The sequence below is a fragment of the Microbacterium caowuchunii genome (assembly GCF_008727755.1).
Lineage (GTDB): Bacteria > Actinomycetota > Actinomycetes > Actinomycetales > Microbacteriaceae > Microbacterium > Microbacterium caowuchunii.
In genome coordinates this window covers 2,596,235-2,609,911 of record NZ_CP044231.1, presented here as the reverse complement: position 1 = coordinate 2,609,911, position 13,677 = coordinate 2,596,235, and the positions used below count along the sequence as shown (strand labels likewise).

10 protein-coding genes are annotated in these 13,677 nt (G+C 72.1%); 7 read left to right on the top strand and 3 right to left on the bottom strand.

All coding sequences use genetic code 11. The features are described 5' to 3' along the window. Positions 1-5: 5 nt before the first annotated feature. Positions 6-1,361 carry a phosphoglucosamine mutase gene (gene glmM / locus F6J84_RS12400; RefSeq protein ID WP_150974144.1) on the top strand — a complete coding sequence of 452 codons (1,356 nt, stop codon included), beginning with the start codon at positions 6-8 and terminating at the stop codon, positions 1,359-1,361. Positions 1,362-1,422: 61 nt separating this feature from the next. On the opposite strand, the gene F6J84_RS12395 is transcribed toward glmM, so the two are convergent. Both F6J84_RS12395 and F6J84_RS12390 read right to left on the bottom strand, forming a co-directional pair. Beyond that, on the bottom strand, positions 1,423-2,277 hold the full coding sequence (locus F6J84_RS12395; protein ID WP_150974143.1) for a TetR/AcrR family transcriptional regulator: 855 nt from the start codon (positions 2,275-2,277) through the stop codon (positions 1,423-1,425). Positions 2,278-2,485: 208 nt separating this feature from the next. Continuing rightward, positions 2,486-3,418, bottom strand: a complete 933-nt coding sequence (locus F6J84_RS12390) for a Ppx/GppA phosphatase family protein (RefSeq protein WP_150974142.1) — start codon at positions 3,416-3,418, stop codon at positions 2,486-2,488. A gap of 139 nt (positions 3,419-3,557) precedes the next feature. Here F6J84_RS12390 and coaA point away from each other — a divergent pair, with 139 nt between their 5' ends. Together coaA and F6J84_RS12380 are read left to right on the top strand one after the other, a co-directional pair. Then, the gene (gene coaA / locus F6J84_RS12385) at positions 3,558-4,502 is read left to right on the top strand and encodes a type I pantothenate kinase (protein ID WP_150974811.1); all 945 of its coding nucleotides are present in this window, start codon (positions 3,558-3,560) and stop codon (positions 4,500-4,502) included. 297 nt (positions 4,503-4,799) lie between these two features. Then, on the top strand, positions 4,800-7,463 hold the full coding sequence (locus F6J84_RS12380) for a fibronectin type III domain-containing protein (protein WP_150974141.1): 2,664 nt from the start codon (positions 4,800-4,802) through the stop codon (positions 7,461-7,463). 125 nt (positions 7,464-7,588) lie between these two features. Here the strand turns inward: F6J84_RS12380 and F6J84_RS12375 are convergent, their stop codons facing one another. Next, positions 7,589-8,191 carry an acyltransferase gene (locus F6J84_RS12375; RefSeq protein WP_150974140.1) on the bottom strand — a complete coding sequence of 201 codons (603 nt, stop codon included), beginning with the start codon at positions 8,189-8,191 and terminating at the stop codon, positions 7,589-7,591. A gap of 272 nt (positions 8,192-8,463) precedes the next feature. Here F6J84_RS12375 and F6J84_RS12370 point away from each other — a divergent pair, with 272 nt between their 5' ends. From F6J84_RS12370 to F6J84_RS12355, 4 genes are all read left to right on the top strand, one after another. After that, the gene (locus F6J84_RS12370; RefSeq protein ID WP_150974139.1) at positions 8,464-9,432 is read left to right on the top strand and encodes a glycosyltransferase family 2 protein; all 969 of its coding nucleotides are present in this window, start codon (positions 8,464-8,466) and stop codon (positions 9,430-9,432) included. Further along, positions 9,429-11,096 (top strand): GMC oxidoreductase, encoded by a 1,668-nt coding sequence (locus F6J84_RS12365; protein ID WP_150974138.1) that lies wholly within the window; start codon positions 9,429-9,431, stop codon positions 11,094-11,096. Before F6J84_RS12370 ends, F6J84_RS12365 begins: the two co-directional genes overlap by 4 nt. Before the next feature lie 442 nt (positions 11,097-11,538). Next, positions 11,539-12,606, top strand: a complete 1,068-nt coding sequence (locus F6J84_RS12360; protein ID WP_150974137.1) for a Gfo/Idh/MocA family protein — start codon at positions 11,539-11,541, stop codon at positions 12,604-12,606. Further along, positions 12,603-13,631, top strand: a complete 1,029-nt coding sequence (locus F6J84_RS12355; RefSeq protein WP_150974136.1) for a dTDP-glucose 4,6-dehydratase — start codon at positions 12,603-12,605, stop codon at positions 13,629-13,631. The genes F6J84_RS12360 and F6J84_RS12355 overlap by 4 nt, the downstream gene beginning before the upstream one ends. Positions 13,632-13,677 lie beyond the last annotated feature (46 nt).

Sequence of the window (13,677 nt, the reverse complement as noted above, 5' to 3'; positions counted from 1 at the left end):
GCCCTATGGCGCTGTTCGGTACGGACGGCGTGCGGGGGCTGGCCAACGGCCCCCTCACCGCCGATCTGGCGCTTTCCCTGGCCCAGGCGACTGCTGTCGTCCTGGGCCAGGGACGTTCCGCCGAGGCGCGGCGGGCCGCAGGCAAGCGGCCCACCGCCGTCGTCGCGCGTGATCCCCGCATCTCGGGTGAATTCCTCTCCGCCGCGGTCGCCGCGGGTCTCGCCTCCTCCGGGGTCGACGTGCTCGACGCCGGGGTGCTGCCCACCCCCGCCACGGCCTTCCTCATCTCCGACATCGATGCCGACTTCGGTGTCATGGTGTCGGCCTCGCACAACCCGGCTCCCGATAACGGGATCAAGATCTTCGCCCGAGGCGGCGTCAAGCTCCCCGATGAGGTCGAGCAGCGCATCGAGTACGCGATCGCCGGTCAGAAGCTGCAGCCCACCGGGCCCCACGTCGGCCGCATCCGCCGGTTCGCAGACGCGGAGGACCGGTACGTCGTGCACCTGCTCCAGTCGCTGCCGCACCCGCTCGACGGCCTGCACGTCGTGCTCGACTGCGCGCACGGCGCTGCGGCCGGCGTCTCCCCGGACGCCTTCCGGGATGCGGGCGCTCGCGTCACCGTGATCGGTGCGGACCCGGACGGTCTGAACATCAACGACGGAGTGGGCTCCACCCACCTCGACCAGCTGGCTGTGGAGGTGCTGCGCACCGGTGCCGACCTCGGCATCGCGCACGACGGCGACGCCGACCGCTGCCTCGCCGTCGACGCACAGGGCAACATCATCGACGGCGACCAGATCATGGCGATCCTCGCGGTCGCCATGAAGGACCGCGGCGTGCTGACCAAGGACACGCTCGTCGCCACCGTGATGAGCAACCTCGGGCTGCACCGGGCGATGGCCGAGCGCGGCATCCGCGTCCTGCAGACCAACGTCGGCGACCGGTACGTCCTCGAGGAGATGAACGCCCACGGCTACGCGATCGGCGGCGAGCAGTCCGGTCACGTGATCATGAGCGAGTTCGCCACGACCGGCGACGGCCTGCTGACCGGGCTGCACCTGATGGCCGAGATGGCACGGCAGGGCAAGTCCCTCGCCGAGCTGGCCTCGATCATGACGGTCTTCCCGCAGGTGCTGGTCAACGTGAAGGGCGTCGACCGCACCCGCGTCGCCGACGCCGGAGTCTCCGCCGCCGTCGCTGCGGCCGAGGCCGAGCTCGGCGACAGCGGACGCGTCCTGCTGCGCGCCTCCGGCACCGAGCAGCTCGTTCGCGTGATGGTCGAGGCGGAGAACGTCGAGCAGGCACAGCGGATCGCCGACGAGCTCGCTGCGGTCGTCCTCGAACGCCTGGCCCTCTGACCCGCCTGGCCGCGACCGGTGTGCAGGCCGCAGCCGTGCACACCGCTGGGCGCCGTATCCGTCAGGGGCGGTGGGTGAGGCCGTTGAGCATCTTCCAGAAGGCCAGCGCCGTCGTCTCCCACTCGACGGGTTCGCCGTCGATGCCGGGGCGCAGAGCCGTCCCGTGGGCCTCGTCGATCCCGATGAGGCGCTTGCTGGCCATGCCCTCGACCAGAGACGTGCCGACAGCCGCGATCTGCAGCCAGGTGACGCCCTCCGAGGGGCGGCGGCCGACCCGCTCCAGCACGCTGCGGTAGAGATCCGCCATCTGCTCCAGGAATCGCATCTGCGCGAGCCGGAGCGCCTCGCGCACCCGCGGCTGCTGGGCGGGCGGAAGGCTCGACACCGACACCGACAGGGCCATGTACGTGCGCCATTCCGTGGACTGCATCGTGTCCACGACGTTGCGGGCCAGCCCCACCCGGATCGATTCCTTCAGGACGGCGTCCGCGCCCTCGGGGTCGATGTCGCCGTCGGCGTTCCGTATCCGGTCGGCGTACGTCCGGAACACGGCCGTGGCCAGTTCATCCGTGCCGGGCGAGTATCCGAGGGTGCGCGGTTCCGAGGGCTCCAAGAGGCGGAGCATCAGCTGCGTGAGCAGTTCGTCCTTGCCGCCGAAGGCCGCGAACGCGGAGCTGCGGGGCACTCCCACCCGCCGGATGAGCTCCTCCATGTTGAGCTGATGCAGGCCCACCGACAGGCCCCCGTCGGCCAGGAGCTCCTGCGCCGCATCCAGGACGCGTGCCCGCAGCTCCGCTCGCGGGATGCGCTTCGCGCGGCCCGCCGAGCCGTTCCGGGCAGCAGTCGATGCCGGATTGTTATGGACCGGGAGTCCAGAATCTTGTCCGGATGCGGAATCTGCTCTACGTTCGTTCATACCGACGGTGGTTCTGCTCTCTGCTGAGGCCGGAGCGTCCTGTTTTGGGGGGACGTCGGTACCGGCGCCGCTCGCCCGGTCGGAGTGGCTCTCGGAGCCGTCCCGACCGGGTGCGCGGACGCCTCATCCTACGTTCGGAACAGGGGCGGCGCACCAGGTCCGATGGACCCGCTTCGACGGTCGTTCGCGAGGAAGTGCCGGGCGCGCGTCAGCCCCAGGCCATGGACTCGATGTAGCGCAGCAGGACGCCCTCGCGCAGCGCCCACGGGCTCACTTCGAGTTCCGCGACGTCGAGGGTGCGCATCGCCTCATGGAGTACCACCGCGCCGGCGACGATCTGGAACGTGCGGTCCGGGGTGATCCCGGGGAGCTCCTGGCGGGCGGACGCGGGCAACCGGGCCAGACGCGGGATCCAGGATCCGAGCGCGTCGCGGGGCAGCAGCATCCGCTCCGTCCCCGACCATCCCGGGGCGGGGTACCCGGCCAGACGCGCGAGCGAGCGGATGGCCTTCGACGATCCCGCGACGTGGTCGGGGCGCGGCTGGGCGGCGAAGGCCTCGGCCACCGGCTGCAACGCTGCCGCGGCGTGCTCGCGCAGGAGCGACACTGCGCCCTCGCCGGGCGGGTCCTCCGGCAGGAACTCGATCGTCATCCGTCCGGCGCCGAGGGGGGCGGACGCCGCGGCCGCGGGCAGCTCGTCGGAGCCCGCCGCGACCTCGAGGGAGCCGCCGCCGATGTCGAGCAGCAGGATCTGCCCCGCCGACCAGCCGAACCAGCGGCGCACGGCGAGGAAGGTGAAGCGCGCCTCGTCCTCGCCGGAGAGCACCTGGAGGGGCTGGCCGAGCGCGTCCTCGATGCGGCGGATCACCTCGACCCCGTTCGCGGCCTCACGCACCGCGGACGTCGCGGTGGCGAGCAGTTCGGCGACGCCCTCGGCGCGGGCGGTCTGCCGCGCCTCGGCGACCGCATCCTCCAGCGCGCGGACACCGGTCTCGCTGATCGCACCGGATGGCGTGAGGTGGCGCATGAGGCGCAGTACCGTGCGCCGGCTCGTGGTCGCCTGCGGGCGTCCGCCGGGATGGACGTCGGCGACGAGGAGGTGGACGGTGTTGGACCCGATGTCGAGAACGCCTAGTCGCACGAAGCCAGCGTAGTGGCGCCCAGGGGTGCATCCCTACCGCGCGGCGGGGGTGGGGGCGGGTGCGGCGTTCCGCTCGGCGGGGTGGGCTCGGGGGGACCGTCCCCGGGGGAGCGGGCGCTACGATGGGGCCGTGTCCGAGCTGCCCGCCGTCTCCGAGTCGCTCGCGCTGTCGCTGTACCGCCAGATCGACCGTCCGGACTGGGCGCGTCTCGCGGCGGGTATCGCGCAGCCGCTCACCGAGGCCGAGGTCGTGCAGCTGCGGGGGCTCGGCGACCGGCTGGATCTTGCCGAGGTCCGCGAGGTCTACGTGCCGCTGAGCCGCCTGCTCTCGCTCTACGCGTCGTCCACCAAGCGTCTCGGCGCCGACGCCAGCGCGTTCCTGGAGGAGCCGGACAGCACGACGCCGTTCGTGGTCGGGGTGGCGGGTTCCGTCGCCGTCGGCAAATCCACCATCGCGCGTCTGCTGCGAGAGCTCGTCAGCCGCTGGCCGGGCACCCCGCGCGTCGAGCTCGTCACGACGGACGGGTTCCTCTATCCGAATGAGGAGCTCGAGCGGCGGGGGCTGATGGACCGGAAGGGCTTCCCGGAGTCCTACGACCGGCGGGCGCTCGTGGAGTTCCTCACCGCCGTGAAGTCGGGGGAGTCCGAGGTCCGCGCGCCCTACTACTCGCACATGCGTTACGACATCGTCGCCGATGCGCACACGACCGTCCGGCGTCCCGACGTGGTCATCGTCGAGGGGTTGAACGTGCTCCAGCCCCCGCCCACTCCCAATGACGTGGCCGTGAGCGACCTGTTCGACTTCTCCATCTACGTGGATGCGGATCCCGCCCACATCCAGCAGTGGTACACCGATCGATTCCTCGCGCTGCGGCGCTCCGCGTTCAGCAACCCGAACTCGTTCTTCCAGGTCTTCGCCGACATCTCGGACGAGGAGGCCATCGAGCGGGCCGGCTACTTCTGGAACGAGATCAACCTGCCGAACCTCGTCGAGAACGTGCTGCCGACGAAGCACCGCGCCTCGCTCGTGCTGCAGAAGGGCGCCTCCCACGCGGTCGAGCGTGTCCTCCTCCGCAAGCTGTAGCCCCCGCCGCCTTCCGGCTTTTTCCCGCGAGACTGCACGCGCGGCACGAGACTGCGGCTGGTTACGTCCGTCTCGTGCTGTGGATGCAGTCTCGCGGGCGGAAAGAGCCCGCGGGACGGGATGGCGGGACGGGCTCGGGACGGGCTCGGGGGAGGCGGAAGGCGTAGGGAGATGGCGGCCGGGGTGAGGGGGCGGGTGATGGAGCGGTGGGGGGAATGCCCCTAGATTGAGAACTTCGGCTCTTCTCCGGGGGGAAACGCAGTGAAGCGAAGTTTGTCTGCTGTTGTGGTGTGTGCGATGATCGGCGCGGGCGTCGTGTTCGGGGGGACTGCGGCATCCGCGGTCGATGAACCCGGGGAGATCATCCCGTCCCTCGCCGATGCGCTCGCAGAGGCGGCGGATGACGGGGCTGCGGGCGCGGCGGAACTCGCGGACGCCGTGGGCTTGCCGGATGCCGGTCCGGGGAGTCTCCGCGTGGATGCCGACGGAGACGTCGCCGCCACGGTCACCTTCACCGGACGCCCGTCGGACGCGGACCTCGCCGCCGTCCGGGCGCTCGCCACCGTCGGCACGGTGTACCGGTTCACCCCGGCGGCCGCCGTGACGGTGGCCCCGGAGCTGCTCGACGACCTCGCGGACCTCCCCGGCGTCCTGTCCGTCACGCCGGTGCTGGCCCCGACGGTCGGCTCGGGGGCGAAAACCGCCGGCGCGGCCACCGGCATCCTGCCCACCGCATCCGGTCCCGCAACCGACTGCCGCGCGTTCCCGAGCGACGCGGTCGGTCCACTCGGTGTCGACCTCGCCCGGGACACGTTCGGTGTCGATGGCACCGGTGTGACCGTCGGCATCCTCTCGGACTCGTACGCGAGCGCGAACCCGGCAGGCCCGGCCGCCGATGTCGCGGCGGGCGTGCTGCCCGGGCCCGGGAATCCGTGCGGCTACGAGACCCCGGTGGCGGTATTGGCGGATCTCTCCGGAGCGGGCACCGACGAGGGTCGCGGCATGGCGCAGCTCGTGCACGGTATCGCCCCCGCGGCGGAGATCATGTTCTACACCGGCTACACCGGTATGGAGGGGATGGCCGAAGGGATCGTCGCGCTCGCGGAGGCGGGCGCCGACGTCATCGTCGACGACATCGGCTACTTCAACGAACCGCACTTCCAGCAGAGCGTGATCTCCGCCGCGATCTCCCACGTGCAGGAGATGGGGGTGGCGTACTACACCTCCGCGGGTAACCAGAACGTCATCGGTCGCGAGGGGTCTTCTGCCGGCCTGGCGATCGGGGCCTGGGAGACGAGCGCGTTCCGTGGCACGGCCTGCCCGTCCTGGGTGGTGTCCGTCCCTGCACCCGGTGTGACGTGGGACTGTCTGGACTTCGACCCGAATGGCGCGGGAGATCCCACCGACACCCTGTTCTTCGACGACCCGACCAGCCCGCAGCCCACGGTGTCCTGGGCCGAGCCGGTGTACGGCGCGGAGAGCATCCTGATCCCGCAGCTGTACGTCGACCAGGGAACCGGCTACGAACTGGCATCCCAGCCGATCTCCGCCATTCCCCAGAACCCCGTCGTGGTGGCCGGCCTCAACCCTGCGCACCCGACGGTCGAAGGAGACGTCGAGCTCGTCGTGTTGCGCGGTAGGGACCCAGGCGCGGCACCGAGTTCACCCGCCGTGTGGACCGCCTTCTGGGGGGGGACCGCGGATCTGGCCGCCCGCGAGCACGACACGTCCGTGGGGACTGACCGTGTCGGTATGCGTGCGACCGGGCACTCGTCCGACGGTTCGGCGATCGCGGTGGCCGCCGCAAATTGGCGCACACCGGATCAGCCCGAGCGGTTCACCTCGCCCGGCGCGGGAGACATCTACTTCGAGCCCGTCGCGTTCGGGCCCGACGCGCTGCCCGTCCCGTCGCCGGCCTACCCGCAACCGCTCACCGTCCCGGGGCCGCAGATCGCCGCGGTCGATGGCAACCGCACGAGCTTCTTCGGGGGAACCGAGGTGATCGACGGTGAGACGCAGCACTTCTTCTTCGGCACCTCGGCCGCCGCACCGAATGCCGCCGCCGTTCACGCACTCGCCCTCGAGTACGCCCCGGACACGAGTGCGGATGACATCACGCAGGCGGCGTTCGCGACGGCAGCGGCGATGGACAATCCCCTCGCCTCATCCCTTTCGGACGAGGAGTACTTCGGCGCGGGGCTGATCGACGCGAACGCCCTGCTTGGGGAACTGCCGCCGCATGCGGCGACCGGGCTCGGCGCCACCGCGCTGTCCGAGTCGAGCATCGCCGTCGAATGGGATGCCACCGCCGGCGCGACCGGATACCGGATCGAGGTGCTCGCCGGGGGAGCGCCGGTGACCAGCATCGACACGGATGCGGCGACCACCGCCACGACCGTGACCGGCCTGGAGTCCGAGACCGCCTACACGGTGCGCCTCTCCGTCATCGGCGCGACCGTGACCGGCCCCGCGGTGACGGTCGAGGTCACCACGCTGCGCCCGGCTGAGCCCGCCGGGACGCCCGCCACTCCGTCGGCGGCCGGCCTCACACCGGAACCCACGCCGGGACTCGTGGCCACGCCCTCCCACGTTCAGGCGGGCGGGACCGTCACGGTGACCGGGCTGCCTCCGCGCACGTGGGTCTACGGATGGCTGTTCTCCGAGCCGACCGCGCTCGGGTGGGCCTGGACCGGGTCATCCGGTGCGGCGACCCTGAGCGTGCCCGCCGCAGTCCCCGCCGGCGCACATCGGCTCGCTGTCGCTGCCGCGGACGGAACGCTCCTCGGCTGGGTCGCGCTGGACGTGACGGCGCCCGCCGCGGTGCCGGCGGCAGCCGTGCTCGCTCGCACGGGTTTCGGGGCCGATCTCGCCCCCGCGACGGCGTTCGGGGCACTCGCCCTCCTCATCGGCGCCGGGCTCGTCGCCCTGTCCGGTCGTCGTCTCCGCCGCGCCTCGCGCTGAGCCGATCCGCGGGAGGGGGCGGGTCGTCCCGCCCCCTCCCGCGAGACTGCACGCTCACCACGAGACGGACGTAACCAGCCGCTGTCTCGTGGTGGCTATGCAGTCTCGCGGGAAAAGGGGGCGGGTCAGGGGAGGGGACGCAGGGTGTCGCCGTCCTCGGCGTAGCGCTCGCCCGTCTCGGGGCACACCCACTCGCCGGCGCCGGCGGGGGACAACGGGCGGCCGACACGGCCGACCCAGCCGATCCGCTTGGCCGGTACACCCGCGACGAGCGCGTGCGCGGGCACGTCCTTGGTCACCACCGCACCCGCGGCGACCAGCGCCCACGCGCCGATCCGCACCGGGGCGATGCACACCGCACGTGCGCCGATCGAGGCGCCCCGGTCCACCGTCACCCCCACGGCGTGCCAGTCGTCTGCGCTCTTGAGCGACCCGTCCGGGTTCGCTGCGCGGGGGAACTCGTCGTTCGTGAAGACCACCGCGGGACCGATGAACACCCCGTCGCCGACGACGGCGGGTTCGTAGACCAGCGCATAGTTCTGCACCTTGCAGGCATCGCCGAGCACGACGCCCGGCCCGATGTACGCGCCCCGGCCGATGTTGCAGTCGGCGCCGACCCGCGCCCCCGCCCGTACCTGTGCCAGATGCCACACCCGGGTCCCCGCGCCGAGTTCCACGTCGTCGTCGAGGTCGGCGGAGGCGTGGACGAAGGGGGCGGTGCGGGTCATGGCGGGACCTCTCGCTCAAAGCGCGGATGCGGATGCCGGCGGGCCGCCGTGCGTCGGATTGTATTGTGCCCCGTCCGCGCCCGTGGATACACTGCCCGCGGGGACACCGGTCGTGTGCGTCTGGGGAGACGTGGTCACGACGGCGGCGAGTGGGATCGCCGACCGGACCGGGCTACGTCGGCGCCGCTTCACCGGGGCGCGGGCATCTGGGGAAGAAAATGGGGACTCTGGGGACGGTTGTCGCCTCGTCGGCGGCTCTCGGATCGCGATGGATGCGGCTCGCCGCGCGCGCGGACCTGCGGCGCGAACCGGACACGCCGGCGCTGCCGGCGGACGGCGCGGTCCAGGAGACCGAGCCGGCCCCGGCATCCGCGGGGGCCCTTCCCCTCGATGCCCGCGGCGCGGTCATCATCCCGGCCCACGACGAGTCCGCGGTCATCGGACGCACCCTGCGCTCGCTCGCTCCGCTGACCTCCCTCGCCGGGGTAGAGGTGATTGTCGCCTGCAACGGATGCGTCGACGACACCGCCGACATCGCCCGCGGGTTCGCGGGAGTGCACGTGGTCGAGACGGATCGTGGGTCGAAGCCGGTGGGGCTGAACCTGGGGGACAGCGTCGCGACGGCGTGGCCGCGGCTGTACCTGGACGCCGACATCGAGATCGAACCCGCATCGGTGCTCGCGGTCTTCGAGACGCTCGCCCAACCCGGGGTGTACGCGGCCCGGCCGCGCTACGTCTATGACATCTCGGCGGCGACCCTGCCGGTGCGCGCCTACTACCGGGCGCGCAGCCGCATCCCGGTGCCGCTGCGGATGTGGGGAGCGGGCGGCTACGCGGCGAACGAGGCCGGCCACCGGCGGTTCGGCCAGTTCGCGCAGGTGACGGCGGACGACTCGTGGTTCGACGAGCAGTTCGCCCCCGAGGAGAAGCGGATCGTCGACACCGCGCCCACGCGGGTCCGGACGCCCCGGGACACCGCCGCGCTCCTGGCGGTGCTCACCCGGCAGCGCCGGGGATACCGGGAACTCGGTCTGGAGTCCACGGCTCACACGCGCGGGCGGGCGCTCGTCCGCTCCATCCGCGGTCCGCGCAGCGCATGCGACGTCGCCTGGTACGTCGCCCTCACGCTGATCTCACGTCATCGGGCACGCGCGGTGACGCGTCGCGGCGGAGCCGGCGGCTGGGAGCGGGACACGTCGAGCCGGGCCGGTGGCCCGGTGGACGGCGGGTGGAGGAGATGAGCCTGCTCGCCCCCGGGGAATGGCCCGCCGGAGAGTACGACTGCTGCGTGGTGGGGGCGGGCCCGATCGGCCTCGTCCTCGCGATGGAAGCCGCCGAGTCGGGGCTGCGGGTGCTGCTCGTCGAGGAGGGCGACCGGCGCTCGGGGAAGCGGGACATCGTGCCGCGCACCCGGCAGACCACCGTCATCGTGGATCCCGCCCGTCACGCGCCGCCCATGCTCACCAGCCGCCGGGGCATCGGCGGTACCTCCTGGCTCTGGGGCGGCCGGTGCGTCGCGTTCGAGCCGGAGGACTTCGAGGCCCGCGATCACGTGCCGCTGAGCGGCTGGCCGATCCGGTACGAGGACGTGGCACCGTTCTACGCGGCGGCTGCTCGCCGACTCGACTGCGGCGAGCCGGTGTTCCGCTCGGCCGAACCGGACTGGACGGGTCTCACGGACGTGACGATGTCGAATCTCGAACGCTGGTCGCGCCAGCCGAAGCTCGGACCGCGTCTGGGCGCCCGCGTCCTCGCCCACCCGGGCATCACGGTGCTCGTCGGGGCACGGCTCGCGGACGTCGACTTCGCCGCCGACGGCAGCGTCGCGGCGGTCGTGGTCGTCCGGGGGACCGCGCGTACCCGACTCGTCGCGGCGTCGTACGTCCTCGCCCTCGGCGGTCTCGAGACGACCCGGTTCCTGCTCGGGCTGCAGGCGGTCCGTCCCGCCGCATTCGGGGGGAGGGAGGGTGCGCTCGGCCGGTACTACATGGGGCACGCGACCGGATGCATCGCGGACATCGTGCTGCAGGACCCCGCCCGCGCGGCGGACCTCGACTTCCACCGCGACGGGAGTGACACCTACGTCCGCCGACGGTTCACCCTGGGCGCCGAGGCCGTCCGGCACCACCGCGTGCTGAGCACGAGCTTCTACCTCGACAACCCGGCCTTCCACGAGCACCGGCACCGCAACCCCACCCTCTCCGGGGTGTTCCTGGGGATCTTGATCCCGTGGGTGGGGAGGGCGATCCTCGCGGAGGGGATCCGGCTCCGGCACGTCGGTCCGCGGCCGTGGCACATCGGCGCGCACATCGGGAACGTGCTGCGCGGCCCGTGGCGCGCGGTCGCCGACCTCGGCGACATCCTGAGACGACGCTATCTGTCCCGGGTACGCAAGCCCGGGTTCATCCTGCGCAACGACGCGGGGCGCTACGCCCTGCACTATCACGCGGAGCAGCTCCCGAACCCGGAGAGCCGGATCACCCTCGAGGTGGGTGCGGACGGATCCGAGGTGCTGCGCGTCGACTTCCGCTTCCTGGAGGCCGACGTCGACTCGGTCCTGCGCTGCCACGAGCTCCTCGACGCGGACCTGCGGCGAGCCGGGATCGGGTGGCTGGAGTATCACCATCCGGATGCCGCGGCGGTACGGGCGTCCGCATGGGAGCAGACCACGGACGGCTTCCACAGCATCGGCACGACCCGGATGAGCGCCGATCCGGAGAGGGGGGTGGTCGACGCGGACTGCCGGGTGCACGGTGTCGCGAACCTGTACGTCGCCTCGAGCAGCGTGCTGCCCACCTCGGCGGAGGCGAATCCCACGTTCTTCGCCGCGGCGCTGGCGGTACGGCTGGCGCATCACCTGGCCACGCGCCGGACGAACGGGCCGGTCGAGGACGCGCATCGGTGAGGTCCGCGCGGTCGACGCCGATGCGCACCGCCGACGGACTTGCGGGATTTCCTGGTGTACGGGGACGGGCTGTGGTTATAGTGGCCGCGGGGACACCGGTTGTGCCCGTCTCGGGGAGGCGGAGCGCGACGTCGGCGAGTGGGATCGTCGGCGGGACCGGTCTATGGCTCGCATCACCTGCTCGGGGTGCGCGCGTCTGGGGAAGAGCATGGGGAATCCGGGGATCTCCGCCGTCGTATCGGCGGCGTCTCAGCCGCCACGGCGGCACCCGTCGGCGACGCCACGGCGTGCGCCGTCCTGCCTCGCCCGCGGCGCGGCAGCGGGGCTTCGTGCGCCGCGTCACCGCTCACGACACGACGTCCGGGCAGGCGTCCGTCTCGCCGTATCCGGCTAGCGGCGCGTCCGCGCTTCTGGGGAACACACACTGGGGATTTGGGGATCCGTGAACGATCATTTGAACGTCGCCGTCATCGGCGCCGGGTACTGGGGACCGAACCTCGCACGGAACTTCCGGGCCAGCGCGGACTGGAACCTCGTCGCGATCTGCGACCTGGACGTCGAGCGCGCACGTCGGGTCGCGGAGGGGGTGGGCGGCGTGCCCGTGATGTCGGATCTGGCCGCGGTGCTCGCCGATCCGCTCGTGGACGCGGTCGCCATCGCCACGCCGGCGCGCACGCATCACGCGATCGTGCTCGCGGCGCTCGCCGCGGGAAAGCACGTGATGGTCGAGAAGCCGCTCGCCGACACGCATGAGCGGGGAGACGAGATGGTGCGGGCCGCCGCAGCGCGCGGCCTCGTCCTCATGGCCGATCACACCTATTGCTACACGCCCGCGGTCCTCAAGATGAGGGAGCTCATCGCCGAGGGCGCGCTCGGCGACATCCTGTTCGTGGACAGCGTGCGCATCAACCTGGGCCTGATCCAGCCGGACGTCGACGTGTTCTGGGATCTCGCCCCCCACGACCTGTCCATCATGGATTTCGTCCTGCCCGGCGGGCTCGCCGTCACCTCCGTCTCCGCGCACGGCTCCGACCCGCTCCGCACCGGGAAGTCGTGCGTGGGGTACCTCGCCATGCCCTTGGAGAGCGGTGCGATGGCCCACGTGCACGTCAACTGGCTGAGCCCGACGAAGATCCGCCAGATGGTCATCGCCGGCACCAGGCGGACGCTCGTGTGGGACGACCTCAATCCGCAGCAGCGGCTCAGCGTCTACGACCGCGGCGTCGACATCGAGGCCGTGTCGAAGGGATCGACGGCGGACACCCGAGCCGCGAACGTCTCGTATCGGCTCGGCGACACCTGGTCTCCGGCACTCCCGGAGCGGGAGGCCCTGGGCGGGGTCGTGGCAGAGTTCGCCTCGGCGGTCCACGAGCGGCGTCCCGCCCGGACGAGCGGAGCGGCGGGGCTGCGGGTCCTGTCCGTGCTCGGTGCGGCGCAGGCCAGCCTTCTGGCCGGCGGCGCACCGCAGGTCGTCACCGCCGGCGTCGCCGCCCAGGAGGTGGCGGCATGACGCGGCTGGAGGGGACCCGCGTCCTCGTCACCGGCGGCGCGGGCTTCATCGGGAGTCACCTCGTCGACGCGCTGCTCCAGCAGGGGCCCGCGGACGTGGTGGTGGTGGACGATCTCGCGACCGGGAGCCGGGAGAACCTCGCCGGGGCGCTCCGGGACCCGCGGGTCCGGCTCGTCGAGCGGGATGCCCGTGACCTCGACGTCATGGACGACCTCCTCGGCGCGACCGACGTCGTCTTCCATCTCGCCTGCCTCGGCGTGCGGCACAGTCTGCACGACCCCCGCGAGAACCACGAGGTGAACGCGACGATGACGCTGGAGCTCCTGGAGAGCGCCCGGCGCGCCGGCATCCGGCGGTTCGTGCACGTGAGTTCGAGCGAGGTGTACGGGTCGGCGCAGTACGCCCCGATGGATGAGGGTCACCCGACCTTCCCCGAGACGGTGTACGGCGCCGCGAAGCTCGCCGGCGAGGCGTACGCCCGTGCCGCGTTCCGCACGCACGGGTTCCCCGTATCGGTCGTGCGGCCCTTCAACGCATACGGACTGCGAAGCCACTTCGAAGGGGACAGCGGTGAGGTGCTGCCCCGCACGATCGTGCGCGTGCTCGCCGGTGAACCGCCCCTCATCTACGGGGACGGCGAGCAGTCCCGCGACTTCACGCACGTGACCGACACCGCCCGGGGGATCATCGCGGTGGCCGAGTCGGACGACGCAATCGGGCGAACGCTGAACGTGGGATCGGGGGCGGACGTCACCATCAACGACCTGGCGCGCATCGTCCTCTCGGTGGCCGGCGCGACGGGTCTGAGCCCCATCCACCTGGAACCGCGTCCGGGCGACGTGCGACGGCTGCTGGCGGACTCGACCGCGATGCGGCGGCTGACCGGGTTCTCCCCGCGGGTGGCCTTCGCGGACGGCGTGCGAGAGCTGTTCGAGGGGATGCGGGATGGTGGGCTCCCGCCCGAGGCGATGCTCGCCCAGGTCGAGGAGCGCAACTGGGTGCAGGAAGGCGTGCCCCGTGCCTGAGTCGTCCCACACGGTGGCCACCGCGCCCGCGGAAGGCGGGCGGACC

Excerpts from the sequence above, each read along its gene's own strand:
- glmM (WP_150974144.1), top strand. The coding sequence starts at position 6 with ATGGCGCTGTTCGGTACGGACGGCGTGCGGGGGCTGGCCAACGGCCCC.
- F6J84_RS12395 (WP_150974143.1), bottom strand. The coding sequence starts at position 2,277 with ATGAACGAACGTAGAGCAGATTCCGCATCCGGACAAGATTCTGGACTC.
- F6J84_RS12380 (WP_150974141.1), top strand. The coding sequence starts at position 4,800 with ATGATCGGCGCGGGCGTCGTGTTCGGGGGGACTGCGGCATCCGCGGTC.
- F6J84_RS12375 (WP_150974140.1), bottom strand. The coding sequence starts at position 8,191 with ATGACCCGCACCGCCCCCTTCGTCCACGCCTCCGCCGACCTCGACGAC.
- F6J84_RS12370 (WP_150974139.1), top strand. The coding sequence starts at position 8,464 with ATGCGGCTCGCCGCGCGCGCGGACCTGCGGCGCGAACCGGACACGCCG.
- F6J84_RS12365 (WP_150974138.1), top strand. The coding sequence starts at position 9,429 with ATGAGCCTGCTCGCCCCCGGGGAATGGCCCGCCGGAGAGTACGACTGC.
- F6J84_RS12355 (WP_150974136.1), top strand. The coding sequence starts at position 12,603 with ATGACGCGGCTGGAGGGGACCCGCGTCCTCGTCACCGGCGGCGCGGGC.